The sequence below is a fragment of the Dyadobacter tibetensis Y620-1 genome, from assembly GCF_000566685.1.
GTDB lineage: Bacteria > Bacteroidota > Bacteroidia > Cytophagales > Spirosomataceae > Dyadobacter > Dyadobacter tibetensis.
Genome location: NZ_AZQN01000002.1, coordinates 328,828 through 351,679 on the forward strand (window position 1 = coordinate 328,828; position 22,852 = coordinate 351,679).

Annotated in this window: 19 protein-coding genes; 13 read left to right on the plus strand and 6 right to left on the minus strand. The window is 43.7% G+C overall.

The features are described 5' to 3' along the window. Nucleotides 1–5: 5 nt before the first annotated feature. Entirely contained in the window at nt 6–1,721 is a 1,716-nt protein-coding gene (locus X939_RS0104975) for a DNA polymerase/3'-5' exonuclease PolX (RefSeq protein WP_025762166.1), read from the minus strand. A 101-nt stretch (nt 1,722–1,822) separates the two neighbouring features. Beyond that, nucleotides 1,823–2,773: a 3-keto-disaccharide hydrolase gene (locus X939_RS0104980; protein ID WP_084299318.1), complete on the minus strand. Its 951-nt coding sequence runs from the start codon at nt 2,771–2,773 to the stop codon at nt 1,823–1,825. 139 nt (nt 2,774–2,912) lie between these two features. Between X939_RS0104980 and X939_RS0104985 the strand changes: the two genes are divergently transcribed. Then, nucleotides 2,913–3,965, plus strand: a complete 1,053-nt coding sequence (locus X939_RS0104985) for a ligase-associated DNA damage response exonuclease (protein ID WP_025762168.1) — start codon at nt 2,913–2,915, stop codon at nt 3,963–3,965. 23 nt (nt 3,966–3,988) lie between these two features. Beyond that, nucleotides 3,989–5,590 carry an ATP-dependent DNA ligase gene (locus X939_RS0104990; protein WP_025762169.1) on the plus strand — a complete coding sequence of 534 codons (1,602 nt, stop codon included), beginning with the start codon at nt 3,989–3,991 and terminating at the stop codon, nt 5,588–5,590. 80 nt (nt 5,591–5,670) lie between these two features. On the opposite strand, the gene X939_RS0104995 is transcribed toward X939_RS0104990, so the two are convergent. After that, nucleotides 5,671–6,234 (minus strand): DUF4142 domain-containing protein, encoded by a 564-nt coding sequence (locus X939_RS0104995; protein WP_025762170.1) that lies wholly within the window; start codon nt 6,232–6,234, stop codon nt 5,671–5,673. Between the two features lie 351 nt (nt 6,235–6,585). Here X939_RS0104995 and X939_RS0105000 point away from each other — a divergent pair, with 351 nt between their 5' ends. Further along, nucleotides 6,586–7,059, plus strand: a complete 474-nt coding sequence (locus X939_RS0105000; RefSeq protein WP_025762171.1) for a ferritin-like domain-containing protein — start codon at nt 6,586–6,588, stop codon at nt 7,057–7,059. A gap of 145 nt (nt 7,060–7,204) precedes the next feature. Next, on the plus strand, nt 7,205–7,900 hold the full coding sequence (locus X939_RS0105005; RefSeq protein ID WP_025762172.1) for a hypothetical protein: 696 nt from the start codon (nt 7,205–7,207) through the stop codon (nt 7,898–7,900). A 455-nt stretch (nt 7,901–8,355) separates the two neighbouring features. On the opposite strand, the gene X939_RS22075 is transcribed toward X939_RS0105005, so the two are convergent. Further along, complete coding sequence (locus X939_RS22075; RefSeq protein ID WP_044198499.1) at nt 8,356–8,652, minus strand: hypothetical protein; 297 nt, start codon at nt 8,650–8,652, stop codon at nt 8,356–8,358. Nucleotides 8,653–8,756: 104 nt separating this feature from the next. Here X939_RS22075 and X939_RS0105015 point away from each other — a divergent pair, with 104 nt between their 5' ends. From X939_RS0105015 to X939_RS0105030, 4 genes are all read left to right on the plus strand, one after another. Continuing rightward, nucleotides 8,757–9,671, plus strand: coding sequence for a lysophospholipid acyltransferase family protein (locus X939_RS0105015; RefSeq protein WP_025762173.1), 915 nt, complete (start codon nt 8,757–8,759; stop codon nt 9,669–9,671). A gap of 142 nt (nt 9,672–9,813) precedes the next feature. Beyond that, complete coding sequence (locus tag X939_RS0105020) at nt 9,814–10,722, plus strand: lysophospholipid acyltransferase family protein (protein WP_025762174.1); 909 nt, start codon at nt 9,814–9,816, stop codon at nt 10,720–10,722. Continuing rightward, the gene (locus X939_RS0105025) at nt 10,715–11,701 is read left to right on the plus strand and encodes a glycosyltransferase family 9 protein (RefSeq protein WP_025762175.1); all 987 of its coding nucleotides are present in this window, start codon (nt 10,715–10,717) and stop codon (nt 11,699–11,701) included. The genes X939_RS0105020 and X939_RS0105025 overlap by 8 nt, the downstream gene beginning before the upstream one ends. Nucleotides 11,702–11,748: 47 nt before the next feature. Continuing rightward, nucleotides 11,749–12,642 (plus strand): carbon-nitrogen hydrolase, encoded by an 894-nt coding sequence (locus X939_RS0105030; RefSeq protein ID WP_025762176.1) that lies wholly within the window; start codon nt 11,749–11,751, stop codon nt 12,640–12,642. A gap of 75 nt (nt 12,643–12,717) precedes the next feature. On the opposite strand, the gene X939_RS0105035 is transcribed toward X939_RS0105030, so the two are convergent. Both X939_RS0105035 and X939_RS0105040 read right to left on the minus strand, forming a co-directional pair. Beyond that, on the minus strand, nt 12,718–14,391 hold the full coding sequence (locus X939_RS0105035; RefSeq protein ID WP_131694658.1) for a hypothetical protein: 1,674 nt from the start codon (nt 14,389–14,391) through the stop codon (nt 12,718–12,720). A gap of 136 nt (nt 14,392–14,527) precedes the next feature. Next, nucleotides 14,528–15,571: a hypothetical protein gene (locus tag X939_RS0105040; RefSeq protein ID WP_025762178.1), complete on the minus strand. Its 1,044-nt coding sequence runs from the start codon at nt 15,569–15,571 to the stop codon at nt 14,528–14,530. A gap of 158 nt (nt 15,572–15,729) precedes the next feature. Here X939_RS0105040 and X939_RS0105045 point away from each other — a divergent pair, with 158 nt between their 5' ends. The 5 genes from X939_RS0105045 to X939_RS0105065 all read left to right on the plus strand — a co-directional run bounded on the left by X939_RS0105045 (nt 15,730) and on the right by X939_RS0105065 (nt 22,761). Beyond that, nucleotides 15,730–16,356, plus strand: a complete 627-nt coding sequence (locus tag X939_RS0105045) for an NTP transferase domain-containing protein (protein ID WP_025762179.1) — start codon at nt 15,730–15,732, stop codon at nt 16,354–16,356. A 2-nt stretch (nt 16,357–16,358) separates the two neighbouring features. Next, nucleotides 16,359–17,195 carry a formate dehydrogenase accessory sulfurtransferase FdhD gene (gene fdhD / locus X939_RS0105050; protein ID WP_025762180.1) on the plus strand — a complete coding sequence of 279 codons (837 nt, stop codon included), beginning with the start codon at nt 16,359–16,361 and terminating at the stop codon, nt 17,193–17,195. 44 nt (nt 17,196–17,239) lie between these two features. Next, nucleotides 17,240–17,608, plus strand: a complete 369-nt coding sequence (locus X939_RS0105055) for a DUF7009 family protein (protein ID WP_025762181.1) — start codon at nt 17,240–17,242, stop codon at nt 17,606–17,608. 78 nt (nt 17,609–17,686) lie between these two features. Further along, nucleotides 17,687–19,993: an FdhF/YdeP family oxidoreductase gene (locus tag X939_RS0105060; protein WP_025762182.1), complete on the plus strand. Its 2,307-nt coding sequence runs from the start codon at nt 17,687–17,689 to the stop codon at nt 19,991–19,993. A gap of 59 nt (nt 19,994–20,052) precedes the next feature. After that, nucleotides 20,053–22,761: a PQQ-dependent sugar dehydrogenase gene (locus X939_RS0105065; protein ID WP_025762183.1), complete on the plus strand. Its 2,709-nt coding sequence runs from the start codon at nt 20,053–20,055 to the stop codon at nt 22,759–22,761. Nucleotides 22,762–22,852: the final 91 nt, after the last annotated feature.

The window sequence follows — 22,852 nt, forward strand, 5'->3', positions numbered from 1 at the left end:
GTTCATTATCTTTTTACTGCTCTATTGTTCAGATAGCTAAGCATCTTATTAAGGCTAAAAGTATTGAAGGTAAAATCTGCTATCAAGCCTCCCTTTCGGGCCACTGCTACCCCATAATGCATGTCCTGATATCCTGCCATGGCATGGGCGTCGGGATTGATACTTAGTAGTACCCCTTGATCCATGCAGTACTGAATCCATCTCCAATCAATATCTAGGCGCCAGGGAGAGGCATTCACTTCGATGACAACACCATGCCTGGCGCAGGCATCAATAATGATTTTATGATCCAGAGGATAACCTTCCCTACTCAAAAGTAGGCGACCGGTGGGATGTCCCAGAATGGTGGTATACGGATTTTCTACGGCACGAAGAACACGTTCGGTAGCCTTCTCTTTCGTCATAGTCAAATTGCTGTGAACGGAGGCTACCACATAATCGAAGCTAGCCAGAACAGAATCGGGATAGTCCAATGAACCATCGCCCAATATGTCCGACTCAATACCCTTCAAAATCTTGAAGGCAGTATTTGAATCTTCGGAGGCATAGGCCATATTTAGTTCTTCAATCTCCTTATGTTGCCTGGCAATATCTGCCTCCTTCAAGCCTTGAGCATAGGTAGCGGTTTGCGAATGGTCGGCAATTCCTAGGTATTCAAAACCTAATTCCTTGCAATGATCTGCCATTTGTTTGAGGGTATGCTGACCGTCTGAGTAGGTGCTATGGTTATGTAGAATGCCCTTTAGCCTATCCCAGGTAACCAGTTCATCGATCTGATGCTTTTCGGCCCAATCGAATTCCGTGATGCCTTCCCGCATTTCTGGTATAATAAAAGGAATACCAGCCTTTTCATATATTTCAGATTCGGACTCCGAAGTAGATTCAGAGGCAATTTTTCTTAAAGATTTCCCTGTGGATCCCCGATAGGCCAGATGCGCCGGAGAAGCACTTTCCAGGAATAGTCGGTTCACCATGCTGCCGGGCGCAACGTAAACAATTTCCAGAGCTACCGAGACCCCTTCCATACTACCACGCCAAACGAAGGGTGAAGAAGCTTGCTCATCTTTGATCAAAGATCCCATTTCGGTAATTACGGACTGAAGCAGTCCTGGACTTTGAGCCTCTACTAAGGCGACGACACAGGATACTATCTCGTTCTTACGACGAATATCCCCCGCAATTTCTACTTCGTCGAAATGAGTTTTTAACAATTCCACCAAGGCATCCGCAGCCTCCCTACCCTTGTTCATCCTCAATTTTCCTTCCTGACTCCTCACAAAGGCCAGCGAGTCTAATATTTTCTGCTGGGTTCCCCCGCCAAATCCTTTCAACTTAGCTACCGAACCATTGAGACAGGCCAGCTCGAGTTCGTGAAGATTATCGATTTCCAGCTCCTTCCAGAGAACGGCAATCTTCTTAGCTCCAATCCCTTTAATTTTAAACATTTCCAGAACTCCTGGTGGCGTATTAGCCAAAAGGGTATCCAGCTCAGGAAAAGAACCTGTCTGAACCATTTCTACGATCTTGGCCGCTGTACTTTTCCCTACCCCTTGGAGTTTAGATAGTTCTGCGGCCGACATATCTTTTAGGGCGCCATCCTTAAACTTATCAAGATAAAAGGCAGCTACCGAATACCCTTTAACCCTAAAAGGATCAGCCTGATGCAGTTCAAGCAACTTGGCTGTTAGCTCTAAATATTCTACAATTTCTGAATTATTCATTTCTTTATAATTTTCTTCCTCTAAGTGGCTGGTCCTTAGAGAGAATAATAAAAAGCCTCCTCAATAAAAATCTTGAGGAGACACTTGCCTGAAAAGGCCGGCTATTTGGCTGGAGTAATAATGATATTACGATATTCAACAGGGCCGTGATCCCCTTGAATATACAATGGGCCGGGCTCGCCTTCGTGGCTATCCAGGGCTCCTCCAGTGATTCCAGGAATTTCCTGGTTGGAAATGACCGTTTTACCATTTGCAACCACGGTTACCATTCTACCTACCAAAGTAATGTCATAAGTATTCCATTCTCCTGGCTCTTTGGCCACCATTTCACTTGGCACTAAGAAACCATAAATAGCACCCATTTGATCCAGAGCAGGCTCCATCCCTTTGCTATCGGTAACCTGTACCTCATAACGTCCCCGCAAGTAAACTCCGCTATTACTTCCTTTGGGTATGCGAAATTCAACATGTAACTTAAAATCCCCAAACTTTTCGTTGGTAATAAGGTTCGCACCGGATTTTGGACTCTTTAATATTCCATTTTCAGCCACCCACTGATTTTCTCCATTAGCATACCAGGCGTCCATAGAATTGCCCCCTGTCAGCTTAATTGGCTTGCCCCAGGCTGGCATCTTAGTGGGCCGAAGTACCGGAGCACGTACTCCTTTAAAGGACTGAATTTTCCCATCTGGAGTATGGATGGTACCAGCAATTTGATCTCCGTTTACAGTGCCTTCCATACGCAAATCAGCATCTCCGCGCTCCCATTGGGGAGGAATTGAAAAACTAAATTTACCATCTTTAAAATGCACTACAGAGATGGGACGAGCACTTCCGGATACACTCACAAATTGACCTACCAAGGTTTTCGTACCTGAGTGTCGTACCTCAAGCCAGGAGGGTGCTGACTTTCCTTCGACATCGACGCTGATATCCCATCGACCTTCAATAGGGGTAGCAGCCTGAACCGGATTGAGGAAAATAAACATAGCTATGACCAGCAGGAACAAAGCAGAAGATCGTCGAAAAGGTTGGGAGCAGCAATAGGTCATATATATAATATTAAAGGTTAAAACCGAAATTTAAGGAGGAATTATTAATATTTCTAATGAAGTAGTAATAAGCCGCCTGTAACCTTGAACTCAAAAAACAAAAGTATCTATCCTGGCATGCTTTTTAATCATTTAGAGCATGTCCAAAACCAATTTACTACAGTTTACCGGTCAGAGTATTTACTGCTCAAAAGCAGGCGTTCACATCGATCCCTGGCAACCTGTCGAAAAGGCAATAATTACGCATGCTCATAGCGACCATGCACGGTGGGGTAGCAAGCACTACCTTGCGCACCACGACAGTGCCCCTATTTTACGTCAACGGCTAGGTCAGGATATCTCACTGGAGACGGTGGGTTATGGCGAACCGTTTCAGATAAACGGAGTGACATTTTCGCTTCACCCCGCTGGACATATTATTGGTTCTGCACAGATTCGGGTTGAGTACAAGGGAGAGGTTTGGGTGGTTAGCGGCGACTATAAATTAGAAGATGACGGCTTCGCTCCAGCCTTTGAGCCTATCCCATGTCAGGTGTTTATCAGCGAATCTACCTTTGGCTTACCCATCTACAGATGGAAACCCCAGCAGCAGATTTACGGAGAAATAGAAAATTGGTGGGCAAAAAATGCCCAGGAAGGTAAAGCTAGCTTACTGATGGGCTATGCACTTGGAAAAACGCAACGGATCTTAAAGGGAGTTCATAGCGACGGAGGTAGATTATTTGCTCACGGGGCAATATACGCTCTAAATGAGACCTTGCGAAAGGCGGGTCATGACTTGCCTGAACTCACTTTAATCACGACGGATATGGATAGGAAACAGCTGGCTGGCTCCTTAGTCCTTGCCCCCCCCAGTGCTGGTTCGGGACCTTGGCTACGCAAATTAGGACCTGTATCGACAGGGTATTGCTCGGGATGGATGGCCATTCGAGGCGCCAAGAATCGCAGGGCTATCGATCAGGGCTTCGTGCTCAGCGATCATGCAGATTGGAACGATTTAAATACCGCAATCCAGGCTACTGGAGCAGAGCGTGTTTTCGTCACCCATGGTTTTACCAGTGCATTTTCGCGCTGGTTAAGAGAACAAGGTTTAGATGCTCAGGAAGTACAAACTATGTATGGCAATGAAGAGATTACCGAAACACAGGCTTTGGAAGCCGAACCCAATACAGACATGAAAAGTAGCGACTAGCTATTCCTTTAAAACCTAATGACATGAAAAGATTTTCCGAACTCTTCAGCGAACTCGACAGAACGAACAAGACGAATACGAAGGTATCTCTGCTGAAGAATTATTTCATGACCGCTACTGACGAGGACAAACTCTGGGCATTAACCCTATTTACCGGAAGAAGACCTTCATTTAAAATCAATAGAAAGCAGGTGAGGGAATGGGCTACAGAAGTAGCGCAAATCCCGGAATGGCTTTTCCAGGAGTCTTACCAGAATGTAGGTGATTTGGGTGAAACCATCTCTTTACTTCTTCCACCTACCCGAACTCAGGAGCCGGAACGCAGTTTATCGGAATGGTTTGACTATCTGGGAAAACTCCCTTCGATGGATGAAGAGAAAAAAAAGGAAATGCTTTTAGCGGCATGGGAAGCGCTTTCCCCTCAGGAAATTTTTGTTTTCAATAAACTTTTAATGGGAAGCTTCAGAATTGGGGTTTCCCAGAGCCTGGTGGTGAGGGCTCTTGCTGAAGCCACGGGCCAACCTACCAACGTATTGGCACATCGAATTATGGGGGACTGGAACCCTGATAGTACCAATTTTTACAATTTAATCCATGCTGAAAATCTACAGGATCAGGATTCTCGTCCTTATCCCTTTTATCTGGCTTATCCTATTGAAGCGGACATTGCGGATCTGGGAGAGCCTGAGGAATGGTTTGCCGAGTGGAAATGGGACGGCATCCGATCTCAAATAATCGTTCGCAATCAAGCCCTGTTTATTTGGACTCGAGGTGAAGAACTCGCTACCGAAAAATTTCCTGAGTTGCATTTTCTAGTAGAAAGGCTTCCGCATGGTACGGTGTTGGACGCAGAAATTGTGGCATGGGCTGACGGCAAGCCCTTGCCATTCCAGTTATTGCAGACCAGAATAGGCCGAAAATCCCTAACAAAAAAAACACTTAGTGAGGCTCCTATCGGCCTTCTGGTCTACGACCTCTTAGAATGGAAGGGGCAAGACTTGAGGGAAAAGCCTATTGAATACCGACGTTCATTAATGGAGCAATTATTAAATGCCGATCCATTTCTAGGGCCGGTGCAGCTTTCCCCCTTAATAGAATTTAGCAGCTGGGACGATCTTCGTGAGCTTCATCCTGACTCAAGAAGCAGGCAGGCGGAAGGCTTTATGTTGAAGAGAAAGTCAGGGCCTTATCGGGTGGGTAGAAAAAAAGGGGATTGGTGGAAATGGAAGGTGGATCCACTAACGATCGATGCAGTCTTAATCTATGCCCAAAGGGGTTCAGGACGCCGTGCCGAGCAGTATACCGACTACACCTTTGCCCTCTGGGATCAGAATGGGAAATTAATTCCCTTTGCCAAGGCATACTCCGGACTTACTGACAAAGAGATAGGACAAGTAGACTATTTCATAAAAAGAAATATAGTAGAAAAGTTTGGCCCGGTTCGTACAGTGAAGCCAGAACTGGTCTTCGAGATAGGCTTCGAAGGAATAGGTGCATCATCCAGGCATAAGTCAGGTATTGCTGTAAGATTTCCGAGAATATTGAGATGGAGGAAGGACAAAACAGCCCAGGAAGCAGATACACTGGATAGTCTGAAACAACTTTTAGTACAATATGGGCTATAGTGAGCCGTATATAAAAAAGCGGAGAGATCTTCGTAATAGTTACGAACGACCTCTCCACTTTTGTTAATGTATCTTCTCTGTTATTTTACCGCATCTCTCATTTTTTTAGCCATGGCCAGATGTTCTTCCAGCACGGCCACTTTTCCACCAGCCCAAGCCCTTAGTTCGGCATCATTACTATTTTCAGCAGCCCTTTTAAAAGCCTTTATATCTTCCTCATGATCGTCGACCATATACTCCGCATAGGCTTTGTCAAATTCCTTGCCATTCTTCATTGACAAATCTTCGAAATCCTCTTGCTTATCCTCACCCAGGGTGGCCGGAAGGGCAATGTTCTTTTCCTTAGCTAAGGCTTTCAATTCCTCATTGGCTTTGGAATGCTGCTCAACCATCATTTTACCAAACTCCTTAACTTGAGGAGACAGGCCACGGGTTTGAGCCAGTTCGCCTAGCTTTACTTCCATCATTCCACCATTAGCGGCGGAGACGGCAAACTCACTATCATCTTCTAGTTTTTTATCATCAAGTACTTCCTCATTCCTCTCTTCAGCTTGCTCGGTACTATCTTCATTCTGATTCGAATTACAAGCGCTGAACATCATCATCGAAGCGATGACAAATGCCGATATGGTTATCTTTTTCATAGTGTTGTTATTTATTTTTTAATTGAAACCTGTAAATAATTCTCTCTTTTAAAAAACTGTACCATCATCAGATTTTGAATTTCCACAGTCTGAGACTCTTCAAGAGAATAACTTATAAGTAACTACATATCAGCGATTTTATAATATTAAACCACAACTACAAAGATGAGTATGTTGTTCCTCGTCCCATTCCAAAAAGCAGGATAAGGACAGAATCTAGCGATACTTAGGAAACACAAAATCCCATTTTTTACCTTAAAGTGGGGAAGCTAACTGCTCAGGAACGATAATTGTAACTCCTTGTTAAAATCACGAAATTCACTTAGTTAAAAGCATAATCACTAGAAAGCTATGGAAAATACAAATGAAGATTTAATAGAATTGTTGAATGATTTAATTCTGATCAATAACGATAGAATAGTAGGTTATGAAAAAGCCATAGACGAACTCAAGGACATTAATATTGACTTGAAAGCAATGTTTAAGAAAATGGCAGCAGAAAGCCGTGAGTATCGAACGGAACTGGCTACGGAAGTGGCATCTCTTGGGGGAGAAGTGGCTACGGGAACCACTAATATTGGTAAAGTTTATAGAGTATTTATGGACGTCAAAGCCACTTTTTCGGGCAAGGATCGGGATGCTGTTCTGAGCAGTTGTCTTCATGGGGAAGAGGCAGCTCAGGATGCCTACGCATCGGCCCTGGACTCTAATACACCTTTGCCCGTTGAGCTCCGACATAAAATTGCACTGCAAAAGAATGCACTTCTGGAGTCACGAAACCTAATCAAAAACTATCGCAGCCTTCAGTCTGACTTGGACCTGTAAAACGCAGGTAGGCGGGAAATAACCCATTTGAGGTGTCCCTGATTAGAAATAAAAAATTCTTTAAAGGCCGTTTTCAGCATTGAGAACGGCTTTTTTGTATCTTTAATGCTCACAGGAATTTGAAGAAGATTTTTTCAAAACGTTTATGCCCCTAGAACGAAGGTATTTACCTCCAAAAGCATTGGATTCTATATTTACTCATTTCTACGAAGCTACAAATGGTTCTCAACAGAGCTATGCAAAACAATTATTTCCTAGTTTGCAAACGAAGTTAGTTCTCGATTTGGGTACCCCTACCCCCTTTACCCTCGATTCAGGCAATCAAGCAGAGATAGAAAAATACATGATTATAGGCCCTTCGAAGCGGGTTATTAAATATAATATGGTTCCTGCAAGCCACATTTTTGTGGCCAATTTTAATATGGATGGGTTTTATCGGTTATTTAGTTGTTCTCCCCCTCGCAGGCTTACCAGGGAATACAACCAATTCCAAACCTACCACCCGTGTATCCTAGATCTGCATCAGCAGCTTCAAAACGAGCCTGACCCCCAAAATTATCTGGCTATTCTTTCACAAATTTGCCTCCAATATCTTAGTCGGAGACACCCGGTTGCCGATTTGCTAGATAGGCCTATCGCCAATAATTTAAGCCCCATTAAGTCAGTCGCACGACAGACCTCGCTCAGCGAACGACATTTACAAACTATACATAAAGCTCAATTTGGATTTACCGCAAAAGAAGCACTACGATACAGGCGCTTTTCTAACCTCATAAAATATATGGAATTACTTTCTGTAACTATGCTACACAGAAAGATACAGAGGGGATTTCAGAAATGAAGACTGTCTTTGACCGAACGGACCTTATGGCAGATAAACTCTTGACCTAGCTCTCTTTCAATAAATTCTCGTCAGTTTTAAAGAATTGGGATAGGATCAAGAATACTGTTATGAAGCGAGTAAATTATTGGCCATGATCATCCTTGTGCCTTTTGCAAGTATGTATGCACTTTTGCAATGTGGCTTTGGAAATATGAGTGGCGCCAAGAAGGATATCTGTTAGCGGTTGAAAAACCATAGTGACATTGACTGGGACAAATTGCACTCAGGGAAGTACAGCTAGCACCTGATATTGCATGGCCTGTCCGATAATCGGAGAAAACCAGCTTAGCCGGCAGTATATTGTTTGGTTTTTAGGCGGAACGGTCAAATTTCTCATTGAATTGTTTACCAGGCGAACAATTTAATGACTTAAACAATTCAGGCCCCTGAAGGCCTGAAAGTCATAGGCTCTCTTATATGACATCAAAATAATATAACACAGCTGCGAGAATAAAGTAGGTGATAAATAACCATTTTCTCTTTTGCTTATAGGCCTCTGGATCATGGAAATAATCGTATACCATGGAAACAGAAAAGCTTAGGATCATTAAAATAAAAGAAAATACACCACATTCTGTGCGATAGTGGGTATAAGCGTCCGCCATGGGGGCACCCAAAACAATATAAAGCAGCCACATGGCGAAACCTGATCGGTAAAGATAAATACTCAGTCGCTTATCATTTTTTATGTCAAAAAGATGTGTCAGCATAGTCCTATCTCTTAATTTAAACTTGAAGGTAATAAATGTTATAAAAAATTACTAATGAACTGTATTTTGACGAGTTATCCGTATTATTACCAAAAAAATGCAGAATGACTCACCTAGGCACCAAAACCCTCTTAAAAGTTTTAAACCTTATTGCCAGACTACCCTGGAAGTATCTTTACGGGCTCTCCACGGCACTTCGATGGATGATTTTTGATTTAATAGGCTACCGCAAAAAAGTTATATTCAAGAACTTAAGGAAGAGTTTCCCAGAAAAATCCGAAAAAGAAATTGAGCAGATCGCTCACGATTTCTTTCTCCATTTCACCGATCTTATTGTCGAAACCCCTAAGCTTAGAACCCTTTCAGCTACCGATATTTCCAATCGAATTACCGGCGATATTAGTGTTATGGATCGTTATTTCAACGATCATACAAATCTTATTTACCTGATGGGCCACCGCGGAAATTGGGAACTTGCCAATCTATTCTCATCCATTCGCTTTACTCATGATTGTATAGTTGTCTACCGCCCTTTACAAAACAAAGCAGCGGAAGAATGGTTCATGGATCTTCGCACCCGATTCGGCGCTCAGTTGGTACCCATGGACGAGATATTTAAAGAACTTCAAAAGCCAAGGACAAACCCTTACTGTGTCGTTTTGGCTAATGATCAGTCACCCAATCCTAAAACTGCATTCTGGACTGAATTTCTCAATCAGGATACAGGCATTTTTCGGGGGGTAGAAGCCATGGCCCGAAGATATGAACTCACCGTTTTATATGCCGACTTCAAAAAAATAAAAGATAAAAGAGGCTTTTATCAGGTCGAAGTTTCGGTAATCACCGATGATCCCAAAAATGAACCCACCAATGGTATTCTTGAAAAACAGATTCGGATTTTGGAGGAAGACATTCGTTCCCAGCCCCATAACTGGTTATGGAGTCATAAACGTTGGAAACATAATCGACCAAGCAAATTAAGGCAAGACCAACTTTATGAATTTAAACACTCCAACTGATCGTTGGGTATACTGATAATTTTAATTTAATATAACTCCTGAAACTTATTTTCGGCCAGCCGATGTTTTGAAAGGTAATTACCCTGGATTTGTCCCCAGATGTCAAAATTATACCCTTCAAAACTAGCAAAACCGGAAGGCCATGAAAAGTCTTTTTGTAAAGATTCTTCTTATTACATTAAATAATATTGGCAATACCTCTTGGAAATCTATATACCGATTTTCTGATGTTATAAGCTCCGCCCTGTATAAAATCTTCCGGTACCGGCGTGACACCGTATTTACCAACCTTCGAAAAAGTCTGCCGCAGTACAACGATAATCAGCTAAATCGGGTAGCTGAACAGTTTTACCGAAATATGACAGATATTATTCTGGAGTCATTAAAACTTCAACATATTACAAGAGAAGAACTTCTGGAAAGAGTGAGTATGGATACCAGTATTTTTGATCAGTATTATAAACAAAAAAAGAATCTGGTGGTTGTTCTGGGACATTTAGGAAATTGGGAGTTGGCCAACCTATATGCCTCAGTACGACTTTCGCATCAGGTGGTGGTAGTCTACCATCAACTTGCTAATGCCTCGTTAGACCGTTGGATGTATAATATAAGAACACGCTTTGGAAGCGAATTGGTACCGATGAATCAGGCCCTTCAGCTTGCTACAGCGCCCAGAAACAAACCTTTCCTATTTTTTCTCGTGAATGATCAATCCCCTAACCCCGCCCGGGCCTATTGGACGAAATTTTTAAATCAGGAAACAGGCGTATTCCGAGGAGTGGAGATCATCTCAAGAGCACTAAACGCGCCTGTTTTTTATGCTGCCATCATGCGTCAGCCCGAAAAACGAGGCCATTATCAGATCAAAATTGAAGAGATAACAGAACATCCCAACAACGAACCCTTAAATGCAATATTAGAAAAACAGATAAAACTACTAGAAAGAGATATTATATTGCAGCCTGCGAACTGGCTATGGAGTCATAAACGCTGGAAACATTCCAAACCTCACCAACTATACCCGTACCAACAGCTCGAAAGCATTGAATAAATCAGAGAAGTTTCTAATCCTGCGTTTCTCGTCTATCGGCGACATCATACTCACCACGCCGGTAGTACGCTGCCTGAAACTACAGCATCCCAACGCTGAAATTCATTTTCTTACCAAGGAGAAATTCCGTTTTCTGCTGGATGAAAATCCCTATATCGACAAAGTATGGTGCCTGAACCACTCTCTTGCTGCCCTGTTGAAGGAATTAAAGAAAGAGAATTTTAATGTTATTATCGATTTACATCGCAATATCCGCACCTTACGAATTAAGCTGGCCTTATCGGTGAAGGCCTATAGCTTCGAGAAACTGAACATTCAAAAATTTCTGCTCACCAATTTTAAGATCGACAGAATGCCCGACCTTCATATTGTTGACAGGAATTTGGAAACCTTAGTATCATTTGGGGTGAAAAATGATTTCAAAGGACTAGATTATTTTATCCCACCCAAGGATGAAATATCACTCGATTCCCTACCCTCCACCCATCAAAATGGCTATACGGCCTATGCTATTGGAGGACAACATACTACCAAAAAATTACCTGTACCTAGAATGGTGGAGCTTTGTAAAAAGCTGCAGTCTCCAATTATTTTACTTGGTGGTCCCGAAGATAAATCCGCGGGAGATGAGATTATGAGTCAGTTGGAAACACATAAGATTTACAACGGATGTGGGCAATACAATTTTAATCAGTCTGCGTCCATACTGAAGCAAGCTATTCTGGTTTTCACCCACGATACGGGTTTAATGCATGTTGCCTCCGCTTTTAAGAAAAAAATCTATTCTATCTGGGGCAATACAGTACCCGCTTTTGGCATGTATCCTTACCTTACTCCCTTCGAGACTATAGAAAACAAGGATCTATCCTGTAGGCCTTGTTCCAAAATTGGATACGATCGTTGCCCAAAGGGACATTTTAAATGTATGACCGAATCGTCCTTCGATTTTGCAGTGCCCGAACTACCAGGGTCAGATTAATGTTAGTAGGTCATTGAAACCGAAAAAAAATAACAATTCCCGTATACATGAAGAAAGATGTTAACATAGGTCTGGTACAGATGAGTTGTAGCAGCGATGTCGAAGCCAATCAGCGAAAGGCTGTTGAGCGTATCAGAGAAGCCGCTGCCCAAGGAGCACAAATTATCTGCCTTCAGGAGCTGTATAAATCCCTTTATTTTTGCGACATAGAAGACCATAACAACTTCGACCTTGCTGAAGCAATACCAGGAGCTACCACAGATACCTTAGGAGAATTGGCCAAGGAGTTAGGGGTTGTTATCATTGCATCCCTGTTTGAAAAGCGTGCACAAGGTCTATACCATAATACCACAGCAGTCCTTGATGCCGACGGCCGTTACCTAGGAAAATATCGTAAAATGCATATACCCGATGATCCGGGATATTACGAAAAATTTTACTTTACGCCAGGCGATGCCGATAGCACCGAATCGGACAGAAACGGCTATAGAATATTCGATACTCAATTTGCTAAAATTGGGGTGCTTATCTGCTGGGATCAGTGGTACCCTGAGGCCGCAAGGATCACCAGCCTTATGGGTGCAGAGATTCTCTTCTATCCAACAGCCATCGGTTGGGACACTAACGAAACCGACCCCCTGATTAACGAGGAACAGTATGGTGCATGGCAGACTATTCAACGAGGCCATGCTGTAGCGAATGGGGTTTATGTTGTGGCGGTAAATAGAGTGGGCAGAGAGGCGGATCAACAATTCTGGGGCGGCTCCTTTATAGCCAACCCGCAAGGTCGGCTCTTATATCTGGCACCTCACCAGGACGAAGTAGTACATACCGAAACCATAGATCTTGGTAAGCTGAATTATTACCGTACCACCTGGCCATTCTTACGCGACCGGCGGGTAGATAGTTATGCTCCCATCTTAAGAAGGTTTATAGATTAAGATTTAGGTAGAGCCGGGCTTTCCCGGGAAAGTCGGGCTCTACAATGAATGCTTAATAGTCCCCAAGGCCATTCCCTATAAAGAAACATTTCTGCCAACAGCCCGCACATAAGTGCTGTCGCCAGCCTTCCAGCACAGATTTAAATTATAGGCAGTGGAAGGTATTTTATCCGGGATCTCTCCCACAAGTTTGACTGTCCCCTCCCTCCCCCAGAAAAGTATGCGAGGCCCTTCCGGACGAAGAGCCATAAGGTAGGATTCTTGTTTTTGGGTGGTAGATGTTAGCATCAGATATGCCTCTTTCGTGTGGACAGAATCAGGAATATTTTCGAGGCCAAATTGCAGAACCGGGTAGATATAATGTTTATACTGCGCCTCATTCTGAATCTTAACTATTTTAAGGTCTTCCTTTCGCAGAACACGCATCGTGTCCTCTTCACGACTCCATTTCTCAAAGACTGCAGTATTATAATATGCAGGAAAACGATAGTGTCCGTAAAACCATGGTTGAGGATCAGGCAAATTGAAATACTGATGGAGAAAAAGTTTTCTGGCTGTAAAGTTATAGGAATCCGCTACAAGACCCGCTCGATAATAATCTACAGCCGAACTATACTTAAGATAACTATACCCCCCAATAAACATAGCTATTCCAAGGGTCAGGCTACCAACATATACCCGTCTTCCGAGCTCAACCCTGCTTAGAATGTATAAGTAAAACAGGATTACCAAACTGACTGAATAGATTTGAAATCGGATCGCAAGCATATTTTCTATTCCGTCCATATGCCTTCCTATGGCAATCATTGCGGCACTAGCTAATACCCTTAAAAAACAGATCTCCACTAAATCAATTTCTAAGAAGTTTCTTTTTGAGAGTATCGCCAAATTGCTGCCCATAAGATCCCAAATTTTCAAGGATAGATATAACAACAGGATGGCCGCCCCTAAGATCATCGCTAAACTCAAAGCATAAGTATCCGAAATTACCTTTCCCAATGAACCAGTGATAGCCACTATGCTTTTGAATAAGGAAAGCCACCCCTCCATTCCAAAGGACAATTGTGATGCACCAGACAATTTGAAGTCGACGAAAAATAACGTTCCATAAGCCAGAAGAAAAATCAGGTAATACCCTGCTACCCTTCTCCGGCCTTGAAGCAGCAGCCATATGAAGGCAACAGGAAGTGTGCCCAGTCCATCCAGGTTGGTTAGGCTGGCTGCCATACTGAAAGGGATACTTAAACTCCACCATCGGCTCAGATCTTTTTGAAGGAAATAAAGTGCGCCTATAGAGAAAGCAATGGACAAAGTATATTGATAGGCTGTAATACTCCATAGATGGACCTGATATACTATGGGAGAAAATAAAAGAAGACTAACTGGTAAAAAATACCATAATCTCGGTTCAAAGGACCGAAAAACCAAAAAAATGGAATAGCCAAGACCAATTAGATTTATATAGCCCACGAGAATGGTGAGGCGAAAATCGATGCTGCCAGTAATCCAAAAGGGTATCAGAACTCCCAACCTCGAAAAGAAGACTCGATGATCGTTTTGCTGCCGAAATAAAATAGCGAGAAACTCCCGGAAACCCGATTGGGAATGGTTTACCACATCTACCAAATCGGCATCGTCCATATAAGGGATGTTAACCGCATATTGCCAGATATAAATATAAAAAAGCAAGACCGGACAGAGCAACAACAGGGGCATACCTATAAAACGTAGGCATTTTAACTTTTCCATTTTTACAATTTCTTCTAGAGGGAGGGTAGTATTTTTCTCGAGTAAAGAAATGTAAAAAATCCAATTAACCGACAAGTAAGTTACTTAACTTATTTAACGGTAATGCATCTCATCTATAAGCACTTAATATCATACCTCAGGAGATCACTTGCCGTATTACATTTTTAATATTCAGCTCGATAATATCCGTCATGGAGTCACATCGAAAATAATTGGCATCCTGACAATATGCGGCTAGACCGTTGCGGAGTTGTTCGATATTTTCGGGTGTTGAAATTTTGTCTTTTTTTGAGACGTCACGCAGTTCTTTCAACCGGTGTTTTTCACTTCTTGCCTGATACATAATCGACGACTGCTCCTCCTGTTGGTACTGAAGCACTGTTTTATCGGTAAGATGTTCCATGGCCAACTGAACGTAGGGAAGGTTTTCCTTAAAGAATTGAGGCATGTATACTTTTAAGTTTCCCTCAAAAAATTGTTGATCGAAATCTATGGCCCGAAGATGAAATTGAAAATCATCGAAATCTGGAGTGATCTGCATTACAAAGTTGTAGGAGCGCATATCACCCAACAGCGTAATGCGGCATCGCTCATTGAATTTGACAAACTCCTTGGCGATCCTGGTGGGATTATAATCCGTATCTTCTAAGCGGGTTTTAGCAAAAACATCCCCAGGAATTCCTGCGATATGTTCTTCAATTAACGTAGAACCGTCTACCAGATAATTTACCTGGTTGGGCGAAAAAATTTCTTCCAGCTCCAGGCCATATATTCTGGATGCATCAGCCTTTTTCACATAGAAATAATCGTAGACGTCGTTTAATCTATTGACAATTTTCACCCGAAAGGGATTCGAGTTACCAAAGGTACAGTAGTCGATGCGCTCTATATATTTATGTTGAACGATTCTCAGATTTCCTGAGGCTTTAAGCAAGGCATAGGCTACTTTTAGGCCCTGGTGGATTCGTTCTAGTTCATGAGGTGGATACAAGGGGCTCTCCCAGAAGGTATCTCTTCCTGCCTTGTCCATAACGGGAAAGGATTCATGAAAATGTAGTAAATCCTGATAACCAATAGGTAATCGGGCATCCCGCTGGTAGAAACGCAGGTACTTACGCAATTCCGTACTCACCGGGTATATTGGTTTCTTATTTGCTATTTTAACGTCTCCAACTTCCATAACAAAACATCTTTTCTGATATTAGGGAATATAGCGAGAATTATCCAATTTTATATAGGCATTGACCTTCAATTTCATATTGACAACCCCGATTTAAAGAATTGAGCTTCCAGAGTATACCTACTGCCTTCGCGGCCTACTAATCATATCATGATGCTATGACAACAACAACGCCCTTTTTGAATAAACACAAGCCATTATTAGGGCTTGTGCTGTGTGGTGGAAAAAGTACGCGCATGGGCCAGGATAAGGGCAAAATCATCTATCAGGACCTACCACAGCGAGTCATCGTCCAGAATATGCTACTTCCCCACTGCAAGCTGGTGGTGCTTAGCTGTAATCGGGATCAGCTATCCGACTGTCAAGCACAAGGAATACCTCTGCCTGACGCTCCAGAATACGACTCTATCGGTCCCATGGCAGCATTGTTGACGGCTCAGCAACGGTTTCCTCATCACGATATTATCGCTTTAGGTTGCGACTACCCCCTATTCGATGCGGATGAACTAGCCCATTTTCTAACTAAACTCACAACTAAAGATCGCCCCCAGGCTTTTTTCAATGAGCAGGGATTTTATGAACCTTTATTGGCTTTTTATCCCTCCCATTCCCTAACTCAACTAAGAAATCAGTATATGCAGGGGATATTTTCCTTACAGTACTTTTTAAAGCAAAATCAAGCAGTGAAGCATCAGGCGAAGCATGGGTATAAAATTCAGAGCGTTGATACCCATGAAGCGTATAAGCAAATATTAGCTCAATTAAATCGAGAGCCAAACCCGTAATTATGGAGAATACAGCCACTGCCCCACGACTCACGACACGGTGGGTCGGAGACAGACCAGAGCAAATAGATGACCAACTTGCCATAGAAGAACCCTTAGAAATAAGGATGCAGTATGGCCCCGCACATGCTCGAATAAGCAAAGTGATTTCGGTTACAATGCGTACCCCAGGTGATGATACGCACCTGGCCTTAGGCTTTTTGTTTACCGAAGGCATCCTGACAAGTACCGATCAGGTGGCTTCGGTTGATCAGGAATTTTGGTCACCCAACAGCATTCTTGTCCAGTTAGAGCCTCATGCCCTACCCAATATGCCCGAACAGGACAAACACTTTTACACGAGTTCCAGCTGTGGTGTCTGCGGAAAAGCGAGTATTGAGGCCATCCGAACCGTTTCTAAATACGACAGCGGATCCGACACATTCTCGATTTCAGTGGATATGCTATATGGACTACAAGCCCAGCTGCAGCAACAGCAAACCCTGTTTGATGCTACAGGAGGCATCCATGCTTCTGCCCTATACGATCGGCATGGTCGGCTCTCCTGGATAGGAGAAGATGTGGGCAGACATAATGCGTTGGATAAAGTAATAGGGCGGGCGTTTCAAGAAAGGACTTTACCCCTGTACCATCATATCTTACTTCTTAGTGGAAGGGCGAGTTTTGAGCTGGTACAGAAAGCATATATGGCTGGCATTAGTGTGGTCGTAGCATTGGGGGCTCCTTCCAGCCTGGCGGTAGAGACAGCCCGGTCTTTTGGAATCACGTTAATAGGTTTTTTAAAACAGGATCGTTTCAACCTCTATACTGCCCCCCACCGTATTATAGTAAAAGGGTAATGACCACATCGAAGAGGGGTTTTAAGCTTTTAAATAAATAAAAAATGAAATTACGCATATTAAACGATTCCCTCCGTATCCGATTAAGCAAATCGGAGGTAACCACTTTAGCCCGGTCGGGTGTTGTAGAATCTCAAACGGAATTTGTAGGGGGTATCCTATATTATTCCTTGGAAATCCAGGAGCAACATGGCGAGTTGGAGGCTACCTTTTCCGGAAATCGCATCAAGGTATTGGTCCCTAAAGCATTTGCCGAAACCTGGCCAGAAAATGATGTAGTCGGCATGAGCTCGAAGCAGCAAATCAGACCAGATGGAACCCTTAAACTTCTATTAGAAAAGGACTTTAAATGCCTGGATAATACCACAGAAGACCAGTCGGACCATTATGAAAATCCTAATAGTATTTGCTGAATATTCCAGATAAGGAACTTCAGATATTATCTATTACCACCATAAGTAATAGAGAAGAGGCTAAAAAAACTTTCGGTAATGAATCAAAAATCAGATAATAACCCAGCAGCGGAAAACCCGGAGGAACTTACAGGACTAAAACGGGGAAGCATCAAAAAAGTAGCGGCAGGAATACCGGCTGTGAAATCGAGCATCCAAAAGACCCTGGCAGAGGCGGGTCTTTCCAGGGGGATGAAGGCCCTGTGGAGCCTCAATAAAAAAGGGGGCTTTGACTGCCCAAGTTGTGCCTGGCCCGACCCCGATGATGAGCGGTCGGGCATTGCAGAATATTGTGAAAATGGAGCACGGGCTGTGGCGGATGAAGCTACGACCAAGAAATTATCAGCCCATTTTTTCAAGGAGAACTCCCTCCATGACCTTGCATTGCTAACGGATTACAAAATTAATCTGAAGGGAAGGATTGCCCAGCCCATGTATTTGCGGAAGGGAGCTACTCATTACGAGCCCATAAGTTGGGAAGACGCCTTTTCTTTAATTGGAAACGCGCTCAACGCTCTGGTATCGCCCGACGAAGCGATCTTTTATACTTCTGGCAGGACAAGTAATGAAGCGGCATTTTTATATCAGCTTTTTGCTCGTGAATTTGGCACCAATAATATGCCTGATTGCAGCAATATGTGCCATGAAAGCAGTGGAGTGGCATTGGGAGAATCCCTGGGAATTGGAAAAGGCTCCGTGACATTAGACGACTTCAATGAGGCTGAGGTGATTTTGATTTTAGGACAAAATCCGGGGACAAATCATCCTAGAATGCTTACAGCCCTGCAAAAGGCCAAGGCCCGTGGAGCAAAAATTGTAGCCATTAACCCTTTACCTGAAACCGGACTAATGGGATTCGACAACCCACAAACGGTACGGGGGGTGCTGGGAATCAAGCCCGAACTTACTGATTTGTATTTACCGGTTAAAATAAATGGAGACCTAGCTCTTTTACAAGCTGTAGAGAAGTTACTATTAGAAAAGGAGTCGGAAATGCCGGGAACGGTATTCGATACGGCATTTATTCAGGAGAATACTACCGGATACGAAGCCTGGCGGGAGAACATTGGTCGAGTAGATGTACAAAAATTTTCTGAGCAGGCAGGACTGGACTCAGGCCAGATAGAGGACCTGGTCAGACTCATCCAAAACAAAAATAAACTAATTGTCTGTTGGGCCATGGGACTAACCCAGCATAGGAATGCGGTGGACACCATTAAAGAGGTAATCAATTTACTCCTCCTGAAAGGAAGCATTGGAAAACCTGGTGCGGGTACTTGCCCAGTACGAGGCCATAGCAATGTTCAAGGCGACCGTACGATGGGAATATATGAAAAACCTTCAACAGCATTTTTAGATACATTGGAGAACCATTTCCAATTTGCTCCTCCCCGTGCTCATGGCTACGACACGGTAGACAGCATCCATGCCATGTATCATGGTAAGGCCTCTGTATTTATCGCTATGGGTGGCAATTTCCTCTCCGCAACACCCGATACCCATTACACGGCTCAAGCCCTAAGAAACTGTAAACTGACCGTTCAGGTTTCTACCAAGTTAAATAGAAGTCATCTTGTTCATGGGGAAGAGGCCTTAATTTTGCCCTGCCTGGGTCGTAGTGACCAGGATCATACGGGTAGTGAGCTGCAGTTTGTTTCTTGTGAGAATTCCATGGGGGTGGTGCAGCAATCCAAAGGTGTTTTAAAACCCATCTCTGACCAGCTCCTTAGCGAACCTGCTATCGTTTGTGGAATGGCACTAGCTACCCTAAAAGACCGGACAAAAATAGAATGGAATAAATATACCCAACATTATGATCGGATCAGGGAGGAAATAGCCATTTGTGTGCCTGGTTTTGAAGACTATAATAGTAAGGTGCGTCAGCCTGCAGGTTTTTATTTACCCAATTGTACCCGCGAAGGAAAGTTCGACACAGCAGATTCCAAGGCTCAGTTTTATGTTACCACTCCCAAACCGCTGTCCCTTCAAGCCGACGAGCTGCTTATGATGACCATACGGAGTCACGACCAATTTAATACTACGGTGTATGGCCTCAACGATCGCTACCGAGGGATCTACAACGAAAGACGCGTGGTGCTGGTCAATCCAGATGATCTAAAGAGACTGGGGCAGGCTGACGGTGAAATTGTAGATCTGGTAGGTTATTTTAATGGTCAACGCCGAATTGCCCATCATTTTGTAATAGTTAGTTATCCCATTGCCAAGGGATGCTGCGCCACCTATTTTCCAGAAGCCAATGTACTGGTACCTATAGACAGCGTGGCAGAGCAGAGTAACACGCCTGCCTCTAAAAGTGTTGTAGTAAAACTTTTGAAGGGAAACTAGGAGGACCCGCACAATCTATCTTAACTTTAAGGTCCTATTAAAACCTAAATCCTTAGAAAATGAATGCCACCTTCCTGTTCTGGATGTCATTAATCATGCCCCTGTTTACCCTATTTCAGACGAGTGGACGTACCGCAGAAACACAGCTATCACCGCCAGAATTTCACAATTCCGGCGGTAACTCCAGCCCACCCGACAGTACCCGCTTTACCCCGATCAGACTTGCCTCGGGTCTGGATGAACCCATGGGAATGGCAATATTACCCAATCTGGATGTGATCGTTGTGGAAAGAAAAGGTGCAATCAAACGCTATAATGCTGACACCAAAGCAATGAGTACGATTGCTACCTTAAATGTTTTCAGCGGCATTGAGGACGGACTTCTGGGGGTGGCAGCCGATCCCAACTTCGTTGAAAATCAATGGATATATCTATATTACGGTGTGGGAGGCGACAAAAATGTGAGCCATCTGGCTCGATACGAGCTACAGGGTGACCAATTAAATATCGCTTCTAAAAAGGTACTACTAGAGGTTCCCACCCAAAGAACCTATTGCTGCCATTCAGCAGGATACCTGACTTTTGATGCCGACGGAATGCTGTATTTATCCATAGGCGACAATACTAATGCCGAAGAAATAGAAGGACATAACCCCACCGACGAAAGACCGGGGAGGGAGCTATCTGACGGGCAGGCTACCAGTGCCAACAGCATGGACTTAAGGGGAAAGATATTACGCATCAAACCGCTGCCTAACGGAAAATACGATATTCCGGATGGAAATTTATTCCCCAGAGACGGCTCGCAAGGGCGTCCGGAAATTTATGTTATGGGCTGCAGAAACCCTTTTCGGATATCAGTCGACCCTAAAACGAAATTTGTCTATTGGGGTGATGTGGGACCCGATACAGCCATACCTGCCGAAGAGGGCTTGTTGAGCTATGATGAAATCAATCAAGCCAGAAAGCCTGGTTTTTTCGGATACCCCTATTTTTTAGGGAATAATGAAGGCTTTCCCAAGTATGACTTTGCGACAAAAAAAGAGGGCCCTAAGCAGGATCCCTTAAAACCTATTAACCAATCTCCTAATAACAGCGGGATACGGGAGCTTCCCCCTGCCCAGCCCGCCATGATCTGGTATGGCAAGGGCCCCTCTAAACGTTGGCCCTTACTAGGAAAGGGAGGGGCTAGTGCCATGGCAGGTCCCGTTTTCTATCAGGATCTTTTCAAGGAGGCACCCTATCAATTTCCGGCATACTATCATGGAAAATTGATTATCTATGACTGGGTACGCAAATGGATGATGGCAGTAACCTTAGATGCAAACGGTGACTACCTGGCGATGGAGCCCTTTCTTCCTCATCTTCATATTGTGGCCCCTATGGACCTGCAGTTCGGTCCCGATGGTGCACTTTACCTCCTTGCCTATGGTACCAATTGGTTTGCAAAAAACACAGATGCAGGATTAGTTCGAGTAGAATATTCGGAGGGCAACAGAAAACCTATCTCCGAAATTACTATTAATCACACGGCTGGGGCTGTTCCACTGAAAATACAATTATCGGCAGGTAAGTCGAGGGATTATGACCCGGAAGACCGGCTGACTTACCAGTGGAATATCGACGGTAAAACGTATGATAAAAAGGAATTCACCTACACCCTTACCAAGCCCGGAATCTATGACCTGCTGCTTACGGTAACGGACAATCATGGGGGGCAGTCTTCCGCCTCTCAACAAATAGCAGCAGGTAATGCACCTCCCCTAGTAAATATTAATGTGAAAGGTAACCGGAGCTTTTATTGGGACGGGGCCACCCTGAATTATAGCATTGAAATATCGGATGAAGAGGATCGGTTAATTAATCCCTCACGTACAAAAGCATCCTTCCATATGATTCCCTTTGGGAAGGATCTGGCCTCGGCGCTTTCCGGGGCCAGCCACGGTAATTTACGCTATGCCGAAACGCAACGCCTCTACCAAAGCCTTGATTGTAAAGCCTGCCATAGCCTAGACAGCAAATCGATAGGACCATCTCTTATTGCGATAGCAACTAGGTATCAGTCGGACCCAGACGCTTCGGACAACCTAAGCCGAAAAATAATATCAGGAGGCAGCGGAAACTGGGGAACCTACCCTATGCCACCACATGCCGAGCTGACTGCCAAAGAGGCTCGCAATCTTAGCGGATACATCTTATCTTTGAAGGAAGTTCCCGCTCAACTCCCGCTCCAGGGAAGTATACCTTTGCTGGAACATACCGACGCTGGACCTGAAGCTTCATACGTGTTGCAGGCGAGCTATACTGATGGAGGAGCTCAAGCTGTACCTGCCCTTACTAGCAGTACCGTTCTCGTCTTAAAAAACCCAAAACTGCAAGCCGAAGACTTTGAAGAAGGTAATGTCAGCGTATCCATCGGAACTCTTAATAATGGATATATTACCTCCATACCCTGTGGCAACGGACGATTTATAAGTTTTAAAGATTTAGATCTTACCCAAGTCGGGCATATCATTGCGCGTATTCAGAATCAAGGCGCCGGAGGCAAGCTCGTCTTGAGAGCAGACAGTCTTCAAGGGCTTAAGATCGGGGAGGCTACAATACCAGCAGGAAGCTGGAAAAATATCAAGGATGGATGGTTCGACCTGGCTATTCCCCTGAACAGCCTGCAAAGGGTTACCAATCTTTATTTAAGTTTTGAAGGAGAAGTTCCTCCCCAAAAGACCCTTTTTTATCTGGACTGGATACGTTTTGAGAAAGAAAGGTAATACTGGCGTAAATATCGACTCCTCGAATTATACTAAGTTTGAGCTTTTAAACCATTTAAAAATATTCCTCTTTACCATCAATCCAACCAGA